This is a genomic window from Poseidonocella sedimentorum, assembly GCF_900116005.1.
GTDB lineage: Bacteria > Pseudomonadota > Alphaproteobacteria > Rhodobacterales > Rhodobacteraceae > Poseidonocella > Poseidonocella sedimentorum.
The window spans coordinates 47,366-66,513 of the sequence record NZ_FOYI01000008.1 but is presented as its reverse complement, the minus strand read 5'-3'; the positions used below and the strand labels follow the sequence as shown (position 1 = coordinate 66,513).

The following is a 19,148-nucleotide window of genomic DNA, read 5'->3' as shown; positions in this document are numbered from 1 at the left end:
AGATTTGTCTTTTGTGAATTGAGCCGCCCCGCCGGTCAAGGCCGCGGCCGCATCAAGGAGCCCGCCGATGCCCGTTGACCTGCCCTTTGCCACCGCGCTCAAGCGGCTCGCCGATGCCGCGCCCGTCTCGATGCGCGATGTTTCCGACACCGTCCAGATCATGCTTGCCCGCATCGCCGGGGAGGGGGAGAACGCGGTGCGCCACTATGCCAAGGCGCTCGACGGCCACTCCGGGCCCTACGTGGTGCCGCCCGAGGAGATCGCGCGCGCGGTGGCCACGGTGCCCGAGGAGGTCCGGGCGCGCATTCGCTATGCCCATGAGAACATCCGCGCCTTTGCCGAGGCGCAGCGCGCGAGCCTGCGGGAATTCGAGACCGAGCTCCGCCCCGGGCTCATGGCCGGGCAGCGGGTCATCCCGCTCGACGTGGCCGGGGCCTATGTGCCCGGCGGGCGCTATGCGCATGTGGCTTCCGCGCTGATGACGATCACCACCGCGCGGGTCGCCGGGGTGCCCCATGTGATCGCCGCCTCACCCGCGCGCGATGGCGCGATCCCCGCCCCGGTCCTCTTCGCGATGCAGCTTGCGGGGGCCGATACGGTGCTCATGCTCGGCGGGGTACAGGCGGTCGCGGCGATGGCGGGCGGGCTCTTTGGGGCGCCGCCGGCGGATATCATCGTCGGCCCCGGCAACGCTTTCGTGACCGAGGCCAAGCGCCAGATCTTCGGCTCGGTGGGGATCGACATGGTCGCCGGGCCCACCGACACGCTCATCCTCGCCGATCGGACCGCGGATCCGGACTTCGTCGCCTGGGATCTGATCGGGCAGGCCGAACACGGGGAGACGTCGCCAGTGCGGCTGGTGACGGATCACGCGCCGCTGGCGGAGGCGGTGATGGCCCGGAGTCCTGCGCTCATCGCCAGCCTGCCGGAGGCGAATGCCGCGGCGGCGGCGGCGGCCTGGGCGGCGCTCGGCGAGGTGCTGCTCGTGACCTCCCGCGAGGACATGGCCCGCGCCGCCGACGTGATCGCGCCCGAACACCTCCACGTGCAGGCCGCCGATCTCGAGTACTGGCGCGCGCGGCTGACCGCCTATGGCGCGCTCTTTCTGGGCGAGGAGACCACCGTGGCCTTCGGCGACAAGGCGGCCGGGCCCAACCACGTTCTGCCCACCGAACGCGCGGCGCGCTATACCGGGGGGCTCTCGGTCCTCAAGTTCCTCAAGGTCGTCACCTGGCACCGGGCGCGGCCCGAGGCGGTGGGCGAGCTGGCGCAGGCGACGGCGGCGATTTCCCGGCTCGAGGGGATGGAGGGCCACGCCCGCACCGCCGACATCCGCATCGCGCGCTACGGTGGCGCGGAAGGCGCGCGGCGCAGCGGCTGATCCCGCCCGCCCTTTGCCGCAACGCCCCTTGCCAATTCCCGGCAATACCGGTCAACTCGGCGCGATACGTTGAAGGAGGCGAGCCATGTCGCTCAAGGAAGCTGCCGAAGAGGTCCGGCTCAAGGCCTATGCGCCCTACTCGAAGTTCAAGGTCGGTGCCGCGCTGCGCGGCGCGTCGGGCGCGATCTACGCGGGGTGCAATGTCGAAAACGTGGCCTACCCCGAGGGCACCTGCGCCGAGGCGGGGGCGATTGCGGCGATGATCGCGGCGGGCGAGACGCGGATCACGGAGGCCTATGTCGTTGCCGAGAGCCCCGAGCCGGTGCCGCCCTGCGGCGGCTGCCGCCAGAAGCTCAAGGAATTCGCCGCAGCCGACGTGCCCGTCACGCTCGCGACCACCGGCGGCGCCAGCCGGACCATGACCGTTGCCGAGCTGCTCCCCGGAGCGTTCACCGGCGCGCATATGGTGCGCTGAGTGCCCCTCGGCGCGCGTCAGGTTCTGGGCCGGTTGCGGGAGGGCGAGGAGCCCAGCCCCAAGGAACTCGCGTGGTTTGCCGCCGGGCTGGCCGACGGCTCGATCAGCGACGCTCAGGCCGGGGCCTTTGCCATGGGCATCTGTCGCGCTCCGATGGGGGCCGAGGCGCGCGCGGCGCTCACGCTCGCGATGCGCGATACCGGTGATGTGCTGCGGTGGGACCTGCCGGGCCCGGTGCTCGACAAACACTCGACCGGCGGCGTCGGCGATTGCGTCTCGCTCCTGCTTGCGCCCGCTCTCGCGGCCTGCGGCGCCTATGTGCCGATGATCTCGGGCCGGGGCCTTGGCCACACCGGCGGCACGCTCGACAAGCTCGAAGCCATCCCGGGCCTGAGCACCGCGCTCTCCGAAGAGAGGTTCCGCGCGGTGGTCGGCGAGGCCGGCGCGGCGATCGTGAGCGCCTCAAGCGAAATCGCCACGGCGGACAAGCGGCTCTACCGCGTCCGCGACGTGACCGGCACGGTGGAGAGCCTCGATCTCATCACCGCTTCGATCCTCGCCAAGAAGCTCGCCGCCGGGCTGGAGGCGCTTGTGCTCGACGTCAAGACCGGCTCCGGCGCCTTCATGAAAGGGCCCGAGGAGGCGCGCGCCCTCGCGCAATCGCTGGTCAGTACCGCCAAGGCCGCCGGCTGCCCGACCAGCGCGCTCATCACCGACATGTCCCAGCCGCTCGCGCCTGCGCTCGGCAACGCGCTCGAAGTGGCCGAATGCATCGCGGTGCTGCGCGGCGAGGGGGCGGGTCCGCTGCTGGACGTGACCCTCGCGCTCGGGGCAGAGCTTCTGGTCGCCGGGGAGCTTGCCGCGAATACCGCAGCGGGGACGGCGCAATTGCGCGCGGCGTTGGAGAGCGGCGCCGCCGCGGACCGGTTTGCCCGAATGATCGCCGCAATGGGCGGCCCGGCGGACCTGATCGAGCGGCCCGAGGCGCATCTCGCCCGCGCGCCGGTGATCCGCGATGTCCCCGCGCCGGCGACCGGGATCATCGCGCGGATGGACGCCGAAGCGCTCGGGCTCGCGGTTGTCGCGCTTGGCGGCGGGCGGCAGGTCGAGAGCGACGTGATTGACCCCGCCGTCGGGCTTTCCGCCGTGCTGCCGCTCGGCACGACCGTGGCCAAGGGCCAGCCGCTCGCGCGGGTGCACGCCGCCAGCGAAGACGCCGCAGCTGCCGCCGCCAGCGCGGTTTCGGGCGCGATCACTCTGGCGGGCGGCGCGCAAGACCTGCCGCCCCTCATTGTCGAAAGGATCAGCTGATGCCCCGTGCCTTCCTCGTCGTGATGGACAGCGTCGGCATCGGCGGCGCGCCGGATGCGGCGTCGTTCTTCAACGATGGCGTGCCCGACACCGGGGCCAACACGCTGGGCCATATCGCCCGGGCCTGCGCGGCGGGTGAGGCCGAGGAGGGGCGCAGCGGCCCGCTCCGGCTTCCCACGCTCAGCGCGCTCGGGCTCGGCCGCGCCACCGCCCTCGCCAGCGGGCTCGAGCCCCCGGGGCTCGACGCCGCGCCGACCGGGTTCTGGGCCGCCGCGACCGAGACGAGCCCGGGCAAGGACACGCCCTCGGGGCATTGGGAGCTCGCCGGGCTGCCCGTCCCCTGGGACTGGCACTACTTTCCCGACAAGCAGAACTCCTTCCCGCAAGAGGTCATTGACGCCGCCATCGCGGCCGCGGGGGCCGACGGGATTCTCGGCAATTGCCATGCTTCCGGGACCGTCATCGTCGATGAGCTGGGGCCCGAGCACCTGCGCACCGGGCGCCCCATCTGCTACACCTCCGCCGACAGCGTTTTCCAGATCGCCGCGCATGAGGCGGCTTTCGGGCTGGAGCGGCTCTACGACATGTGCCGCGCGCTGGCGCCGATGCTCCATGCGATGAAGGTCGGCCGCGTGATCGCGCGCCCCTTCCTCGGCGATGAGACCAACGGATTTGCCCGCACCGGAAACCGCAAGGATTTCGCGATCGAGCCCCCCGCGCCGCTCCTCACCAACTGGGTGCAGGAGGCGGGCGCCCATGTCTATGCCATCGGCAAGATCGGCGATATCTTCTCGATGACCGGGATCGACGAGCTGCGCAAAGGCAGCGACGAGGTGCTTATGGGGCATCTGCATGATCTCGTGGAGGAGGCCGAGGACGGCAGCCTCACCTTCGCCAATTTCGTCGAATTCGACAGCCTCTACGGCCACCGGCGCGATATCTCGGGCTATGCCCGCGCGCTGGAATGGTTCGATGGCGAGATCGGGCGGCTCCTGCCGAAACTGCGCGACGGCGACATGCTGCTCCTGACCGCCGATCATGGCAACGATCCGAGCTGGACCGGGACCGATCACACCCGCGAGCGCGTCCCCGTGCTGATCGCCGGGCGCGGCGTGGGCTCAGCGGGGCAAGTGATGTTTGCGGACGTGGCGGCGAGCGTCGCCGCGCATCTTGGCGTGCCCGCGCAAGGGCCGGGACGGAGTTTTCTATGAGTTATCGCGACGTGCCGAAAATCGAGCTGCACCTGCACATCGAAGGTGCCGCGCCGCCGGGGTTCATCCGCGGGCTCGCGCAGGAGAAATCGGTCAATCTCACCGGCGTTTTCGACGAGGCGGGGCACTACACCTATCGCACCTTCAACGAATTCCTCTCGGTCTACGAGGCCGCCACCGAGGTCTTAAAATCGCCGCGGGACTACGCGCGGCTGACCACGGCGGTTCTGGAAGAATGCGCGGCGAACGGCGTTGTCTATGCCGAGACATTCATCAGCCCGGACTTCTGCGGCGGCGGCGATCTGGCGGCCTGGCGCGAGTACCTCCACGCGATGCAGGAGGCGGCGGAGGCGGCCGAGCGCGCGATGGGCATCACCCTGCGCGGCATCGTCACCTGCGTGCGCCATTTCGGGCCCGACAAGGCCAAGGCCTCGGCGCGCTGCGCGGCGGAAACGGCGGGGAACTGGATCACCGGCTTCGGCATGGGCGGCGACGAGATGATGGGCCATCAGGGCGATTTCGCCTATGCCTTCGACATGGCCCGCGAAGCCGGACTTCGGCTGACGACCCACGCGGGCGAATGGGGCGGGCCGGCGAGCATGCGCGAGGCGATCCGCGACCTGCGCGTCGAGCGCATCGGCCACGGGGTGCAGGCGATCTCGGATGCAAGCCTCATCGACGAGCTTATCGAGAAAAACATCGTGCTGGAGGTCTGCCCCGGATCCAACGTGGCGCTCGGGGTCGTGCCCTCCTTCGCCGCGCACCCGATTGCGAAGCTGCGCGAGGCCGGCGTCCGCGTGACCATCTCGACCGACGATCCGCCCTTCTTCCACACCACCATGACGCGCGAATACGATGAGCTCGAGCGCGCTTTCGGCTGGGGCGAGGAGGATTTCGCCGCGCTCAACCGCATTGCGCTTGACGCCGCCTTTTGCGACGACGACACACGCGCCCGCATCGCCAAACATTGGGACCCATCATGACCGAGCATCTCACCGTTGTCCGCCACCCGCTTGTCCAGCACAAGCTGACCATCATGCGCGAGAAGAGCACCTCCACGGCCGTCTTCCGCCAGCTTTTGCGCGAGATCAGCCAGCTTCTGGCCTATGAGATCACCCGCGAGCTGCCGATGACGACCAAGCCGATTGAAACGCCCATGGAGGCGATGGACGCGCCGACGCTCGACGGCAAGAAGCTCGCGCTCATTTCGATCCTGCGCGCGGGCAACGGGCTGCTGGACGGCGTGCTGGAGCTCATCCCTTCGGCGCGGGTCGGCTTCGTCGGCCTGTACCGCGACGAGGAAACGCTGCAGCCGGTGCAGTATTACTACAAGGTGCCCGAGGCGCTGGAGGATCGGGTGGTGATCGCGGTCGATCCGATGCTGGCGACGGGCAATTCCTCGGCGGCGGCGGTGCAGCTGCTCAAGGATTCGGGCGCCAAGAACATCCGCTTTTTGTGCTTGCTGGCCGCGCCCGAGGGTGTCGCGCGGATGAAGGAGGCGCATCCGGATGTGCCGATCGTGACCGCCGCGCTGGACGATGGGCTCAACGATCTGGGCTACATCATGCCGGGGCTCGGCGATGCGGGCGACCGGATGTTCGGGACGAAGTGACGCCTAGCGGCGCGTAACCCGGTTCACATGGCCGAGTTTGCGCCCCGCGCGCACCTCGGTCTTGCCATAAAGATGCAGCGCGGCGCACGCGTCTGTCGCATAGTCCGCGACCTTCTCGATATCCGAGCCGATCAGGTTCTCCATCTGGACATCCGCATAGCGCGACCCGTCGCCAAGGGGCCAGCCGGCCACGGCGCGGATGTGCTGCTCGAACTGGTCGACGGTGCAGCCGTTCTGCGTCCAGTGGCCCGAATTATGCACGCGCGGCGCGATTTCGTTGACCAGAAGCCCCTCGGGCGTGACGAAGAGCTCCACCCCCATGACGCCGCAATAGTCGAGCTTGTCGAGGATGCGCGCGGCGATATCGACCGCCTCGGCGCGCTGCGCGTCCGTCAGGGTGGCGGGCACGGTGGTGGTGCGCAGGATGCCGTCGCGGTGGACGTTTTCGCCGGGGTCGAAACAGGCGAGGCGCCCGTCCGCGCCGCGCGCGGCGATCACGGAAACCTCGTGGGTGAAGTCGACGAACCCTTCGAGAATCGAGGGCGCGCCGGCCATCGCCTCCAGCGCGGGCGCCGCCTCGGCCTCGGTCATGATCCGCGCCTGGCCCTTGCCATCATAGCCGAAACGCCGCGTCTTGAGGATCGCGGGCAGGCCGATTTCGGCGACGGCCTCGGCGAGGTCCACCGCGTCATCGACCGCCGCGTACGGCGCCGTCCCGAGACCCAGATCGCTCAGGAAAGCCTTTTCCACCAGCCGGTCCTGCGAGACGGCCAGCGCTCGGCGGTTGGGCCGGATCGGACGCAGGGTGTCGAGCAGGTCGAGCGCGGCGGTGGGGATGTTTTCGAATTCAAAGGTGATCACGTCGACTGCCTCGGCAAAGCCGCGCAGCGCGTCCAGATCGTCATAGGCGGCGGTGGTGACCGCGTGGGCCACATCGCCCGCCGGCGGGGTGCCGCCGGGCTCGAAGATGTGGGTGCGATAGCCCATGCGGCTGGCCGCGACGCTGAGCATCCGGCCAAGCTGGCCGCCGCCGAGAATGCCGATGATCGCGCCGGCGGGGAGGGGCTCAGTCATCGCTTGGGGCCTCCGGGATCGACGCTGAAAGCGCCGCGCGCCACGCGTCGACGCGGGCCGCGAGATCGGCATCCGCGGTGGCGAGGATCTGAGCCGCCATGAGCCCGGCGTTGGCCGCACCGGCCGCGCCGATGGCCATGGTTGCGACGGGAAAGCCCTTGGGCATCTGGACGATGGAATAGAGGCTGTCCACCCCCGAGAGCGCCTTGGTCTGGACCGGCACACCGACAACCGGCACGCGCGTCTTGGACGCCATCATGCCGGGCAGATGCGCCGCCCCGCCCGCGCCGGCGATGATCACCTTGAGCCCGCGCGCAGCGGCGGTCTTGCCATAATCCCACAGCCGGTCCGGGGTGCGATGCGCCGAGACGATCCGGGCCTCATAGGCGATGCCCAGCTCGTCGAGAATCTCCGCGGCCTGTTTCATTGTGGGCCAGTCCGACTGGCTCCCCATGATGATGCCCACCTGTGCGCCCGCCATGCGCCCCTCCATCTTGTCTGGTCAACCGCTTAGCAGGGGGCGGCGGGGCGATGCAATGGCGCGGGGCCCGGCTCAGGCGATGATGTCGGGATAGAGCCGGTCTTCGATCTGGCGGATGCGATCCTTGAGGAAGAGCTTCTTTTTCTTGAGCCGTTGCAGCGTCAACTGATCGCCCGTCCCACGGTCGGCCAGCGCCTCGATCGCCTCATCCAGATCGCGGTGTTCGCGGCGGAAAACTTCCAGCTCCACGCGCAGCACCTCGTCGGATTTCATCGCAATATCGTTCTGCGCATTCATCCCTTGCTACGCTCCGGCCTTGTTGAACAGCTCCTTTTATCAGCTTGCGCCCGTCGCGCAAAGGTCTTGCGCGAACCATGGTTGATGCCCATATCTTGCCCGTGGTCGCCGCTTTCAGGGGCCACGAATGTACAGTCGCTTTTTGAAGGACCTGTCGATGACGAAACTGACCCTGGGCTCGCACCCCTTCCTGCTTGGCTTTGATCAGTTGGAGAGGCTGGTGGAGCGCACCGCCAAGAGCGGCAACGAAGGCTACCCGCCTTATAATATCGAACAAAGCTCCGAGACCACCTTCCGCATCACCCTCGCCGTGGCCGGGTTCCGCGAGGAAGACCTGTCGATCACGCTGGAGGACCGCCAGCTTGTGATCCGGGGGCGTCAGGGCGACGAGGCGGACGATCGCGTCTTTCTCCATCGGGGGATCGCCGCGCGGCAGTTCCAGCGCTCATTCGTGCTGGCCGACGGGGTTGAGGTGGGCGAGGCGCGGCTTGAAAACGGGCTGCTGCATGTCGATCTCAATCAGGCCCGCCCGGAAAGCGTGGTGCAGACCATCAACATCAATCGGGGGTAGGACCATGCAGACACCAATTGACATCATCAAAGACGAGGGCTCGCGGATCGTCTACGTCCGCGAGGTCGAGCTGGACGATCTGCCCGCCGGCGTGCGGCACCAGATCGAGGACGTGACCAAGCTTTATGCCGTGCACAGCGAATCCGGAGAGCGGCTTGCCATCGTGACAGACCGCGACGCGGCCTTCATGCTCGCACGCCATCACGACCTCGCGCCCGTTCCGGTCCACTGACCGCGCAGCGCGTTTCACAGACCCGCAAAGACCAGAGCCGCCGCGCGTAACCGCCGGCGGCTCTTCTCGTTCTCTCCCCCCAAACGCAAAGCGCCCCGGCGAGAGGCCGGGGCGCGGAGCATGGATCGGCCCGAAGGCTCACATCCCGGCGATGAGGCCGAGCTGCTCGAGCTTGAGGATCACCTGGTGGGCGCAGTTGTCCACGTCCACGTTCTCGGTCTCGAGGCGAATCTCGGGATTCACCGGCACGTCATAGGGATCGGAGATGCCGGTGAATTCCTTGATCTTGCCCTCGCGCGCCAGCTTGTAGAGCCCCTTGCGGTCGCGCCGCTCGCATTCCTCGATGGAGGTCGCGACGTGGACTTCGACAAAGGCGCCGCACTGCTCGATGTCCTCGCGCACGGCCCGCCGGGTGGTGGCATAGGGCGCGATGGGCGCGCAGATGGCGATACCGCCGTTCTTGGTGATCTCGGAGGCCACAAACCCGATCCGGCGGATGTTGAGGTCGCGGTGCTCCTTGGAGAAGCCGAGCTCGGAGCTGAGGTTCTTGCGGACGATGTCGCCGTCGAGCAGCGTCACCGGGCGGCCGCCCATTTCCATCAGCTTGACCATGAGCGCGTTGGCGATGGTCGATTTGCCGGAGCCGGAGAAGCCGGTGAAGAACACGGTGAAGCCCTGTTGCGCGCGCGGTGGGCGCGTCTTGCGCAGCTCGGAGACAACCTCGGGGAAGGAGAACCATTCGGGAATTTCCAGCCCTTCGGCCAGACGGCGGCGCAGCTCGGTGCCCGAGATGTTGAGGATGGTCACGTCATCCTTGTCGGCGATCTCGTCGGCGGGCTCGTACTGGGCGCGCTCCTGGACGTAGACCATGTGTTTGAAATCGACCATCTCGATGCCGATTTCGTCCTGATGCTCGCGGAAGAGATCCTGGGCATCATAGGGGCCGTAGAAATCCTCGCCGGCTGAGTTCTTGCCGGGGCCGGCGTGATCGCGGCCGACGATGAAATGGGTGCAGCCGTGGTTGCGGCGGATCAGCCCGTGCCAGACCGCCTCGCGCGGGCCGGCCATGCGCATGGCGAGGTTCAGAAGGCTCATGGTCGTGGTCGCACTGGGGTATTTGTCGAGCACGGCCTCGTAGCAGCGCACGCGGGTGAAGTGGTCCACGTCGCCCGGTTTGGTCATCCCGACGACCGGGTGGATCAGCAGGTTGGCCTGGGCTTCACGCGCGGCGCGAAAGGTCAGCTCCTGGTGCGCGCGGTGCAGCGGGTTGCGCGTCTGGAAGGCGACGACCTTGCGCCAGCCGAGCTTGCGGAAATAGGCGCGCAGCTCGTTGGGCGTGTCGCGGCGACCGCGGAAATCATAATGGACGGGTTGCTGGATGCCCGTCACCGGGCCGCCGAGGTAAATCTCGCCCGCGGTGTTGTGCAGGTAGTTGACCGCCGGGTGGGCATCGTCATCGGCCCCGAACACCTTCTCGGCCTCGCGCGCCTTGTCCGGCGCCCAGCGGTCGGTCACGGTCATGGTGGCGAGGATGACGCCTTCCTGGTCGCGCAGCGCGATATCCTGCCCGATTTCGAGCGCTTCGGCGAAGGCGGAGTTGACGTCGAGTGTGATCGGGATTGGCCAGAGGTGGCCGTCTGCGGTGCGCATGTTCTCGACGACGCCGTCGTAATCCGCCTCGCTCATGAAGCCCTTGAGCGGGTTGAAGCCGCCGTTCATCAGCAGTTCCAGATCACAGATCTGGCGCGGCGTGAGATCCCAGCTCACGAGATCCGCGGCCTCGACTTTCAGTTTCAGCGCGGATTCGTGGGAAACAAACAGCTCGGGGACAGGGGCGAGATTGGGGCTCATCGACATGCAAATGACCTCACGTAGAGAAAAAAGAGGCCCATCGCGGATCGGCGGGCCTTTGGGGCGGTTTCGGGTGCCGCTTTGCCCACACTCGCCGCGAAAGGCAAGGGTCGGGTGTCGAAAACGCGTGCCGATGGACAGAAACCCGCCATGCGGCGGGGGTATGGCGCGGGGCGCGACCGGGGCGCCCCGCCGCGCTCAGCTTTCCTGTTCGGCGAGGAAGCGTTCGGCGTCGAGCGCGGCCATGCAGCCCATGCCCGCGCTGGTGACCGCCTGACGATAGATGTGGTCGGTCAGATCGCCCGCCGCGAAAATGCCCGGAATGGAGGTCGCCGTGCTGCCGGGCTTGACCCTGACGTAGCCGCCCATGTGGGTCTCCAGCTTGTCCTTCACGAGCTCGCTCGCAGGGGCATGGCCGATGGCCACGAAAACGCCCTTGCAGGGGATTTCGGTGATCTCGCCCGTCTCGGTGTGGCGGACGCGCACGGCGGTCACCCCTTTGGGAGTGTCCTCGCCCACAACCTCGTCAAGCTCGTGGAACCAGAGCGGCTCGATCTTGGGGTTCTTGAACAGCCGGTCCTGCAGGATCTTCTCGGCGCGGAGCGTGTCGCGGCGGTGGATCAGCGTGACCTTGGAGGCGAAGTTGGTCAGGAACAGCGCTTCCTCGACTGCGGTGTTGCCGCCGCCGATCACGACGATCTCCTGCCCGCGGTAGAAAAACCCGTCACAAGTGGCACAGGCCGACACGCCAAAGCCCTTGAACGCGTCTTCCGAGGGCAGGCCGAGCCATTTCGCCCGCGCGCCCGTTGCGAGAATTACGGCATCGGCGGTGTATGTCGTGCCCGAATCGCCGGTGGCGGTGAAGGGGCGGCTCTCGACGTCGAGCTCGGTGATGATGTCGCCGATGATCTCGCAGCCCATCGCCTTGGCATGGGCCTCCATCCGCACCATCAGGTCCGGCCCCTGCACCTCGGTATCGCCGGGCCAGTTCTCGACTTCGGTGGTGGTGGTGAGCTGACCGCCCGGCTCGATCCCCTGCACGAGGATCGGCTCCAGCATGGCCCGGCTGGCATAGACGCCCGCCGTGTAGCCCGCGGGCCCCGACCCGATGATCAGAACCTTCGTGTGCCGTGTATCCGCCATGTGTGTCTCGCCTTTCCTTCGCGTGTCCGCGGCCCATATAGCCCCGGTGACCGGCCGTTGAAAGATGCGCATGGCCCCCATGCGACGGCCGAAACCCGAGCCCGCCGGCTGCGATAATGAAATTGCGCGCGGGTGAAATTTAATTGCGCCCCTGCGCGCATTGGGTTAACTTGTGGAAAAACCGAGGATGACGATGCCAACGTCTCGACTGGACCCGATCGACCGAAAAATTCTGGCGGAGCTGCAGGCCGATGGCCGGATGACCAACGTGGAGCTTGCGCGCCGCGTGGGGATCTCCGCGCCGCCCTGCCTGCGCCGGGTGCGCACGCTGGAGGAGGCGGGGTTCATCCGCGGCTATCATGCGGATGTGGACAGCCGCGAGCTCGGCTTCGAGGTGCGCGTCTTCGCCATGGTCGGGCTGCAGTCGCAGGCCGAGGGCGATCTCAGCGCCTTCGAGGCGCTCTGCCGTGATTGGCCGCTGGTGCGCGAATGCCACATGCTCAACGGCGAGGTGGATTTCATGCTCAAATGCGTGGCCCCCGACCTCAGCACCTTCCAGTCCTTCCTGACCTCGCAGCTTCTGACCGCGCCCAACGTGGGCAGCGTCAAGACGTCGTTGGTGATCCGGGTGGCCAAGGATGAGCCCGGCGTGCCCTTCGAGGTCCTTGAGGATCGGCTCAGCAAGACCGCCTGAACCGGAGCGCCGGCGTCAGAGACGGATCGCCGCGATGAGCCGCCCGTAATCCGCTTCCTTGCGATGGACGCTGCGACGGTAGGAGTAGAATCGCTCCTCGTCCGAATAGGTGCAATGCCGCGTCCATTCCGCCTCGCCGATGCCCGCCGCGCGCAGCCGGTGGAGCAGGAAGGCGGGCAGGTCAAACTGCATCCGGTCGCCCGCGCCCCCGGCAAAGAAGCGCGCGTTGTCGCGGTCCTCGTCGAGGAAGGTCTCGAAGAATTCCGGGCCGACCTCATAGGCGCGCTGGCTGATGGTCGGGCCGATGACGGCGGTGGTCCGCTCGGGCCGCGCGCCGAGCGATTGCATCGTCTCCAGCGTCGCTTCCAGCACCCCGTCGAACCCGCCGCGCCACCCCGCATGAGCCGCCCCCACGACGCCCGCGTCCCGGTCGGCAAAGAGGACAGGCGCGCAATCGGCGGTCAGCACCGAAATCGCGAGCCCCGGCACATCGGTTACGATCGCATCGGCGCGCGGCGGCTCGGACGGCGACTCCCGCAGGTGCACGACGCTCGCGGAATGGACCTGATGCACACCGGCGAGCGCCTCGGTGCCCACGCCCATCGCCTCGGCCACACGCGCGCGATTGATGCTCACGATATCGGATTGATCAGAGGAGCCGCGCCCGCAGTTGAGCCCGGCGAACACCCCCGAAGACGCGCCGCCACGGCGGGTGAAGAACCCGTGTTGCACGGGCGCGAGGGTGTCGGACGTCAGAATTTCCAAAGTCATGAGGCGAGCCCCGGTGGTGGTGGTGCGTCGGGTGAGTGGAGGGCGAGTACCTTGAACAATGAGCCCATTTCGCCGGGGTGGGTCAAGCGCCGATGTGCGGCGGCCACGGCATCGGCGGCGGCTGGCCCGGCATTGCCGGCGAGGCTTCGGGCGCGGGCGGTGATGCCGAGCGCCTCGAGGAAAACGCCTTGGGGGACGGGGCCGGAATGAGCGCAGGGCGCGGCGCGGGCGAGGTCTTCGAAGCTGACATGGGCGGTCAGGTCCGCCGCGCCGGGATGCGCCAGCGGCGGGGCTTTTTCCCGGGCGTGGATCGCCTGAAGGCTGTCTCCCGTCGCCCGCCAGTCGCCGTAATCGATGATCAGCGCGGCGCCGCCCCGGGCCGTGATCCGGCGCCCGATCTCGGCGGCGATGCGCGCGCCGGCGGGGCACCAGGACACCATGTCGCCCTCGGCGCTGCCCGCGAGGCGATGGTCGAGCTCGGGCTGTGGGCCCGGCGGCGAAAGCCCCCAGCTCAGGCGCCCGTCCGAGACGCCGACCAACCGCTCGCACCATCCCGCGCCGGAGCGCAGGAATTGCCGAACCGGCAGGGCGTCGAAGAACTCGTTGGCGATGACAAGGAGCGGCGCTTCCTCCGGGAGGCTCTCCGCGCTCTCGTGAAACACGGGATCAAACCCGGCCAGCGCGGCGCTCTGGACGGCGCGAAGTGGGGGCGAGACCTCCACCAGATGCAGCCGAAGCGCCGCGTGAAACCCCGGCACCCCGCGCGTTGCCCGCAGCGCATCGGCCATCAGCACGCCCCGGCCGGGGCCAAGCTCGGCCAGGGTGAACGCCTCCGGCGCGCCCTGATCGAGCCAGGATTGCGCCAGCGCGAGCCCCACAAGCTCGCCGAACATCTGGCTGATCTCCGGCGCGGTGGTGAAATCGCCCTCCGCGCCGATCGGCTGGCGCGTGGTGTAGTAGCCGTGTTCGGGGTGGAGCAGGCAGGTCTGCATGTACGCCGCGACCGTGAGCGGCCCGTCAAAGGCAATGCGGCGGTGGAGATGCTCTTCGAGCGGGCTCATGCGAGGCGGGAGCCGGGCCGCGTGCGGGCGATGAGGAAGAGCCCGGCGAGGATCATCGGGAGCGTCAGGATCTGGCCCATGGTCAGCCCGGCCTCGCCCAGTTGCAGCGCGTAGCCGACCGGGTTGCCCGGCCCGGCGAACTGGGCGTCCGGCTGGCGGACAAGCTCGACCGCGGCGCGCGCGAGCCCGTAGCCCAGAAGGAAGACACCGGTCAGCAGGCCGGGGCGTTTGAGCGCGGAGGCGCCCAGCACGAGGGCCCAGAGCAATGCGCCGAGGATCAGCCCCTCCAGCGCGGCTTCGTAGAGCTGCGAGGGATGGCGCGCGCAGGGGCCGACGACGCCCGCGCACTCCTGTGCCAGCGCGCCGGGAAAGACCACGCCCCACGGCGCCTCGGTCGGCCGGCCCCAGAGCTCGCCGTTGATGAAATTCGCCAGCCGCCCCAGCAGAAGCCCCGGCGGCGTCGCGAGCGCGAGCGCATCGGCCAGCGAAAGCGCGGGGATGCCATGGCGGCGGCAATAGAGCAGGGCGGCGATGACGACGCCCGCAAACCCGCCGTGAAAGGCCATTCCGCCTTCCCAAAGACGCAGGATGGCGGCGGGGTTCTGGAGGTAGAAATCGGGTTGATAGAAGAGCACAAAGCCGAGCCGACCGCCCAGGATCACGCCGAGGATGATCCAGAAGAGCAGGTCCTCGACCTGTGTCGGCGCCATCGGTGCGCGCGACGCGGGCCACAGGGACGGGCGCCGCATCAGCCCCACCACCGTGCGCCAACCGATCAACAGCCCGACGATATAGGCCAGAGCATACCAGCGCAGTGAAAAGGCGAACTCGCCCAGACGGATCGTGAAGATCTCGGGCGACAGCTCTGGAAAGGGGATCGCGGCCAGCATGGCGCTTGTCTGCTCACGGTCGGCGGGGAAGTCAACCTTGTGACCGGGGCCGGACGCCCCATATAAGGAGCACGCCAGACACGGAGTGAGCTATGCAGACGCGCAACAAGATCATGGACGACATCTCGCAGATCATGACCAATGCCATGGGCGTGGCCCAGGGCGCGCGGCAGGAGGCGGAGACGGCGATGAAATCGCTGCTCGACCGTTGGCTGGCCGAGCGCGATCTCGTCACTCGGGAAGAATTCGACGCGGTCCGCGCCATGGCGCAGAAAGCGCGCGAGGAGAACGAAGCCCTCAAGGCGCGGCTCGATGCGCTAGAGGCCAAGGCTTCGACGGACTGAGCCGGGGCCGCGCGGGCTCTGGTCATTGCCGAAGGGCGGTCCTAGGGTCGCGCCATGGGTTCGATCGCCGACACCACAGCCGAAGCGCACGCCGCCCGCCGGGATGATCCCGCGGACGCGGCGTTTTCGTCGCGCGAGGTGGATGGCGCGCTGTGCCTGAGGGGCGCTGCGACCCTGTCCAACCTTGCCGAGCTTCAGGCGGCCTTGCAAAGCGGCGCGCGGCGCATCGATCTGTCCGATCTGTCGCGGCTCGATTCCGCCGGCGCATGGGCGCTCGCCACGTACCGCAGGCGGGTGGAAGGCGCTGAGCTCATCGGCCTCAAGCCGCCACATGCCGATATCTTCGAAACGGTGGACACGGCCCTCGCGCCCCCCGAGGATGACCCGGCCCCGCGCCGCTCGATGGCGGACCGGCTCGAAGGGATCGGCCGCGCCGTGGTCGGGAGCGCGCGGACCGGGGGCGAGTTGATCGCCTACCTCGGGATTTTCCTCCAGCGCCTCGCCGTCTCGATTCGCCACCCAAGCCGCTTTCACCTCACCGCGCTCGTCCACCATTGCCAGGAAGTCGGCCTCAAGGCGGTGCCCATCGTCGCGCTCATGGCCTTCCTCATCGGCATCGTGCTCGCCTTTCAGGGCTCGACACAGTTGCGCCAGTTCGGGGCAGAGGTCTTCGTGGTCGATCTGATCGCGATCTCGGTGCTGCGCGAGCTCGGGATCCTCCTGACGGCGATCATCGTCGCGGGGCGCACCGCGTCTTCCTACACCGCCGCGATCGGCTCGATGAAAATGCGCGAGGAGGTCGATGCGATGCGCGCGCTCGGGGTTGATCCGGCCCATGCGCTGATCGTGCCGCGCATCCTCGCGCTCCTTCTGATGCTCCCGATCCTCGGCCTCATCGCCAACGTGTCGGGCCTCATCGGCGGCATGTTCATGTCGTGGATCGAGCTTGGCATTTCGCCCGCCATGTTCCGCACCCGGCTCGTCGAGGGGACGGATATTTCCCACGTCTTCGTCGGCCTCGTCAAAGCGCCGTTTTTCGCGCTCATCATCGGCATCGTCGGCTGTCATGCGGGGATGCAGGTCAAGGGCAACGCGGAATCGCTGGGCATGATGACATCGCGGGCCGTGGTGGCCGCGATTTTCATGGTCATCGTCGCCGATGCGCTCTTCTCGATCTTCTTCGCGGAGCTCGGGATATGAGCGGGGCGGAGCGCGAGGTGGTGATCCGCCTGCGCGGCATTCGCAACCAGTTCGGCACCCAGGTCGTCCATGACGGGCTCGATCTCGATGTCTATCGCGGCGAGGTGCTCGGCGTGGTCGGCGGCTCGGGGACGGGCAAATCGGTGTTGCTTCGCACCATCGTGGGCCTGCAGGAACCCGCCGCCGGGGAGATCGAGGTTCTCGGCGTCGATGCCCGCACGCATGATGAGGACAAGCGCCAGGCGCTGCGCCGCCGTTGGGGCGTCATGTTTCAGGACGGGGCGCTCTTTTCCTCGCTCACCGTGCGCGAAAACGTCGAGGTGCCGCTGCGGGATGTCGCCGCCGGCGGGGCCGAGACCGCGCGGCTCGACGACGAGACCCGCCACGCTCTGGCCGATCTCAAGATCGCGCTCTCGGGCCTGCCGCCCTTCGCGGGCGACAAGTACCCGTCCGAGCTGTCGGGCGGAATGCGCAAACGCGCCGGCCTCGCCCGCGCGCTCGCACTCGATCCAGACATCGTCTTTCTCGATGAGCCCACCGCCGGGCTCGACCCCATCGGCGCGGCGGAATTCGACCGCCTCATCCGCCGCCTGAGCCGCGCGCTCGGCCTCACCGTCTTCATGGTCACCCACGATCTCGACAGCCTGCACGCCTGCTGCGATCGGATCGCGGTATTGGCGGAGAAAAAGGTCCTCGTGACCGGCACCATGGCGGAGATGCTTGAGGTCGATCATCCATGGGTGCATGAGTATTTTCACGGCCCCCGCGCGCGCGCAGCCCTTGCCTCGGCGGCAGAATAGAACAGGATAGAGACGGCACACCATGGAAACGCGCGCAAACTTCATCCTGATCGGGGCCTTCACGCTCTTTGGCTTTCTGGGCCTGATGGGTTTTTTCGTCTGGTTCTCGAAGGCCGAGCTCGACCGGCAATTCTCCTACTACGATGTCTATTTCGACAATGTCTCCGGCCTTGATCGCGCCTCCGACGTGCGGTTTGCCGGCCTCTCGGTGGGGCAGGTGGTGCAGATCCAGCTCTCGGATCGTGGCGACGGGCTGGTGCGCGCGCGGATCGAGGTCGAGGCGGGCACGCCGATCCGCACCGACAGCGTGGCCTCCATCGAGTCCCAGGGCGTGACAGGGGTCGGCTATGTCGGGATCACCTCGGGCACGCCGGAAAACCCGCTGTTGCGTTCCGTCGCGCGCGGCACGGTCCCCGAGATCACCGCGGGCCGGTCGCTGCTGCAGAACCTGAGCGAGGCCGCGCCACGGCTTCTGGAGGAGGCGATCGGCGTGACGGAATCGCTCAATGCGCTGTTGTCGGAGGAAAATCGCGGGGCGGTGGAGGAGATCCTCGGCAACCTCAATTCCGCCTCGCGCCAGTTCGACCGGACCCTCTCGGAATTTGCCACCGTGGCGGAAGACGTGGGCACCTCCGTGTCCGAAATCGCGCGCTTTACCGGCGAGCTGGAGGGCATCACCAGCGCGGTGGAGAGCACATTGAGCCTCGCCGATGGCGCCCTGCTCGCCATCGAGAACGTCTCCGAACAGGCCGAGGTCGCCTTCGAGGCCGGGACAACCACGCTGCGCACCGCCGACGAAGTGCTGGGCAATGACGTGCGCCGGGCCATCGCGGAGATCGCCGACACCTCCGGCGCCCTGCGCGAGCAGACCCTGATCCTCTCCGCCGAAGCGACCGTGCTGCTCGATGCCTGGGCCCAGGCCGGGGTTGAGGCGAGCGACCGTCTGAGCGAGGCACAGGAGCTGCTGAGCTCCACCGATCTGATGATCGTGGATCTGGTCGAGACGCTGGATTCGGTCGACAGCGCCGCCGTGACCTTCGAGGAACTGCTGGAGGGCGACGGCTACCTGCTCGTCGAAGAGGCGCGCGCGCTCGTGGCGCAGGCGAGCACCGCCGCGGACGGGATCGCCGCGACCGTCGAAGAGGATCTGCCGCTGCTGATGACCGATCTGAGCGAGACGATCGCCAGCGCCCGCTCCGATATCGAGACGATCGGCGCCGATCTCAGCCGCGCCTCCGGCCGGGTGGACGGGCTGACCGACCGCGCCGAAGAAACCCTGACCTCCGTCACCCGGAGCTTTCAGCGGGCTAACGAAACCCTCGGCCTGCTCGATCAGGTGCTCACCACATCCGACAAGACCCTCTCGGCCGCCGAACGCGCCTTCACCAGCGCGGACCGGGTGCTGGAGGAGGATGTCGGCGCGATCACCGCCGATTTGCGCGCCGCGATCACCCGTATCGAGGGCGCCATCGCCGCCGTCGCCGATGACATCCCGACGATCACGGCCGATGTGCGCGCCGCGGCCAGCGCCGCCCGAACCGCCTTCGCCGATGTCTCCAGCATCACCGGGGACGCACGCGGCCCGCTGGACGATTTCCTCGCCGCAGGGTTGCCGCAATTCACCCGGCTCGGACAGGAAACGCGCCAACTGGTCGCCACGCTCGAATCGCTCGTGGAGCGCATCGAGCGCGATCCCGCCCGCTTTTTCCTTAGCCGCGAAACGCCGGAATTCAGACGATGAGGCCTCAC

21 protein-coding genes are annotated in these 19,148 nt (G+C 68.1%); 13 read left to right on the top strand and 8 right to left on the bottom strand.

Annotation, left to right across the window (positions count from 1 at the left end; genetic code table 11):
• Nucleotides 1–67 precede the first annotated feature (67 nt).
• From hisD to upp, 6 genes are all read left to right on the top strand, one after another.
• Complete coding sequence (gene hisD / locus BM353_RS12190; RefSeq protein WP_425439417.1) at nt 68–1,381, top strand: histidinol dehydrogenase; 1,314 nt, start codon at nt 68–70, stop codon at nt 1,379–1,381.
• Between the two features lie 85 nt (nt 1,382–1,466).
• Nucleotides 1,467–1,856, top strand: a complete 390-nt coding sequence (locus tag BM353_RS12185; protein ID WP_092081257.1) for a cytidine deaminase — start codon at nt 1,467–1,469, stop codon at nt 1,854–1,856.
• Nucleotides 1,857–3,167, top strand: a complete 1,311-nt coding sequence (locus BM353_RS12180; RefSeq protein WP_092081255.1) for a thymidine phosphorylase — start codon at nt 1,857–1,859, stop codon at nt 3,165–3,167.
• Nucleotides 3,167–4,378: a phosphopentomutase gene (locus BM353_RS12175; RefSeq protein WP_092081253.1), complete on the top strand. Its 1,212-nt coding sequence runs from the start codon at nt 3,167–3,169 to the stop codon at nt 4,376–4,378. The genes BM353_RS12180 and BM353_RS12175 overlap by 1 nt, the downstream gene beginning before the upstream one ends.
• Nucleotides 4,375–5,361, top strand: a complete 987-nt coding sequence (locus BM353_RS12170) for an adenosine deaminase (RefSeq protein ID WP_092081251.1) — start codon at nt 4,375–4,377, stop codon at nt 5,359–5,361. The genes BM353_RS12175 and BM353_RS12170 overlap by 4 nt, the downstream gene beginning before the upstream one ends.
• Nucleotides 5,358–5,990, top strand: coding sequence for a uracil phosphoribosyltransferase (upp, locus tag BM353_RS12165; RefSeq protein ID WP_092081249.1), 633 nt, complete (start codon nt 5,358–5,360; stop codon nt 5,988–5,990). Before BM353_RS12170 ends, upp begins: the two co-directional genes overlap by 4 nt.
• A gap of 3 nt (nt 5,991–5,993) precedes the next feature.
• On the opposite strand, the gene BM353_RS12160 is transcribed toward upp, so the two are convergent.
• The 3 genes from BM353_RS12160 to BM353_RS12150 all read right to left on the bottom strand — a co-directional run bounded on the left by BM353_RS12160 (nt 5,994) and on the right by BM353_RS12150 (nt 7,842).
• Complete coding sequence (locus tag BM353_RS12160) at nt 5,994–7,064, bottom strand: 5-(carboxyamino)imidazole ribonucleotide synthase (protein WP_092081247.1); 1,071 nt, start codon at nt 7,062–7,064, stop codon at nt 5,994–5,996.
• Complete coding sequence (gene purE, locus BM353_RS12155) at nt 7,057–7,545, bottom strand: 5-(carboxyamino)imidazole ribonucleotide mutase (protein ID WP_092081391.1); 489 nt, start codon at nt 7,543–7,545, stop codon at nt 7,057–7,059. The genes BM353_RS12160 and purE overlap by 8 nt, the downstream gene beginning before the upstream one ends.
• A 72-nt stretch (nt 7,546–7,617) precedes the next feature.
• Nucleotides 7,618–7,842 (bottom strand): YdcH family protein, encoded by a 225-nt coding sequence (locus tag BM353_RS12150; protein ID WP_092081245.1) that lies wholly within the window; start codon nt 7,840–7,842, stop codon nt 7,618–7,620.
• Nucleotides 7,843–7,999: 157 nt separating this feature from the next.
• Between BM353_RS12150 and BM353_RS12145 the strand changes: the two genes are divergently transcribed.
• Together BM353_RS12145 and BM353_RS12140 are read left to right on the top strand one after the other, a co-directional pair.
• Nucleotides 8,000–8,413: an Hsp20 family protein gene (locus BM353_RS12145; RefSeq protein ID WP_092081389.1), complete on the top strand. Its 414-nt coding sequence runs from the start codon at nt 8,000–8,002 to the stop codon at nt 8,411–8,413.
• Between the two features lie 4 nt (nt 8,414–8,417).
• Nucleotides 8,418–8,645 (top strand): DUF1150 family protein, encoded by a 228-nt coding sequence (locus tag BM353_RS12140; protein ID WP_092081243.1) that lies wholly within the window; start codon nt 8,418–8,420, stop codon nt 8,643–8,645.
• A gap of 138 nt (nt 8,646–8,783) precedes the next feature.
• Here BM353_RS12140 and BM353_RS12135 read toward each other — a convergent pair whose 3' ends face one another.
• Together BM353_RS12135 and trxB are read right to left on the bottom strand one after the other, a co-directional pair.
• Nucleotides 8,784–10,502 carry a bifunctional sulfate adenylyltransferase/adenylylsulfate kinase gene (locus BM353_RS12135; protein ID WP_092081241.1) on the bottom strand — a complete coding sequence of 573 codons (1,719 nt, stop codon included), beginning with the start codon at nt 10,500–10,502 and terminating at the stop codon, nt 8,784–8,786.
• A gap of 192 nt (nt 10,503–10,694) precedes the next feature.
• Entirely contained in the window at nt 10,695–11,639 is a 945-nt protein-coding gene (trxB, locus tag BM353_RS12130) for a thioredoxin-disulfide reductase (RefSeq protein ID WP_092081239.1), read from the bottom strand.
• Nucleotides 11,640–11,832: 193 nt separating this feature from the next.
• Between trxB and BM353_RS12125 the strand changes: the two genes are divergently transcribed.
• Nucleotides 11,833–12,333, top strand: a complete 501-nt coding sequence (locus BM353_RS12125) for an Lrp/AsnC family transcriptional regulator (protein WP_092081387.1) — start codon at nt 11,833–11,835, stop codon at nt 12,331–12,333.
• A gap of 15 nt (nt 12,334–12,348) precedes the next feature.
• Here BM353_RS12125 and pgeF read toward each other — a convergent pair whose 3' ends face one another.
• The 3 genes from pgeF to lgt are packed head-to-tail and all read right to left on the bottom strand — an operon-like array spanning nt 12,349 to nt 15,055.
• A complete protein-coding gene (gene pgeF, locus BM353_RS12120) occupies nt 12,349–13,104 on the bottom strand; it encodes a peptidoglycan editing factor PgeF (RefSeq protein WP_092081237.1) in 756 nt (251 codons plus the stop codon).
• Nucleotides 13,101–14,165: a class I SAM-dependent methyltransferase gene (locus tag BM353_RS12115; protein ID WP_092081235.1), complete on the bottom strand. Its 1,065-nt coding sequence runs from the start codon at nt 14,163–14,165 to the stop codon at nt 13,101–13,103. Before BM353_RS12115 ends, pgeF begins: the two co-directional genes overlap by 4 nt.
• Nucleotides 14,162–15,055 (bottom strand): prolipoprotein diacylglyceryl transferase, encoded by an 894-nt coding sequence (gene lgt / locus BM353_RS12110; protein WP_092081233.1) that lies wholly within the window; start codon nt 15,053–15,055, stop codon nt 14,162–14,164. Before lgt ends, BM353_RS12115 begins: the two co-directional genes overlap by 4 nt.
• A gap of 92 nt (nt 15,056–15,147) precedes the next feature.
• Here lgt and BM353_RS12105 point away from each other — a divergent pair, with 92 nt between their 5' ends.
• From BM353_RS12105 to BM353_RS12090, 4 genes are read left to right on the top strand one after another with little or no spacing between them, the layout of a single operon-like run.
• On the top strand, nt 15,148–15,399 hold the full coding sequence (locus BM353_RS12105; protein ID WP_092081231.1) for an accessory factor UbiK family protein: 252 nt from the start codon (nt 15,148–15,150) through the stop codon (nt 15,397–15,399).
• A 54-nt stretch (nt 15,400–15,453) separates the two neighbouring features.
• Entirely contained in the window at nt 15,454–16,599 is a 1,146-nt protein-coding gene (locus BM353_RS12100) for an ABC transporter permease (RefSeq protein ID WP_092081229.1), read from the top strand.
• Nucleotides 16,596–17,399, top strand: a complete 804-nt coding sequence (locus BM353_RS12095; protein WP_092081227.1) for an ABC transporter ATP-binding protein — start codon at nt 16,596–16,598, stop codon at nt 17,397–17,399. The genes BM353_RS12100 and BM353_RS12095 overlap by 4 nt, the downstream gene beginning before the upstream one ends.
• 22 nt (nt 17,400–17,421) lie before the next feature.
• Nucleotides 17,422–19,140 (top strand): MlaD family protein, encoded by a 1,719-nt coding sequence (locus tag BM353_RS12090; protein ID WP_092081225.1) that lies wholly within the window; start codon nt 17,422–17,424, stop codon nt 19,138–19,140.
• Nucleotides 19,141–19,148: the final 8 nt, after the last annotated feature.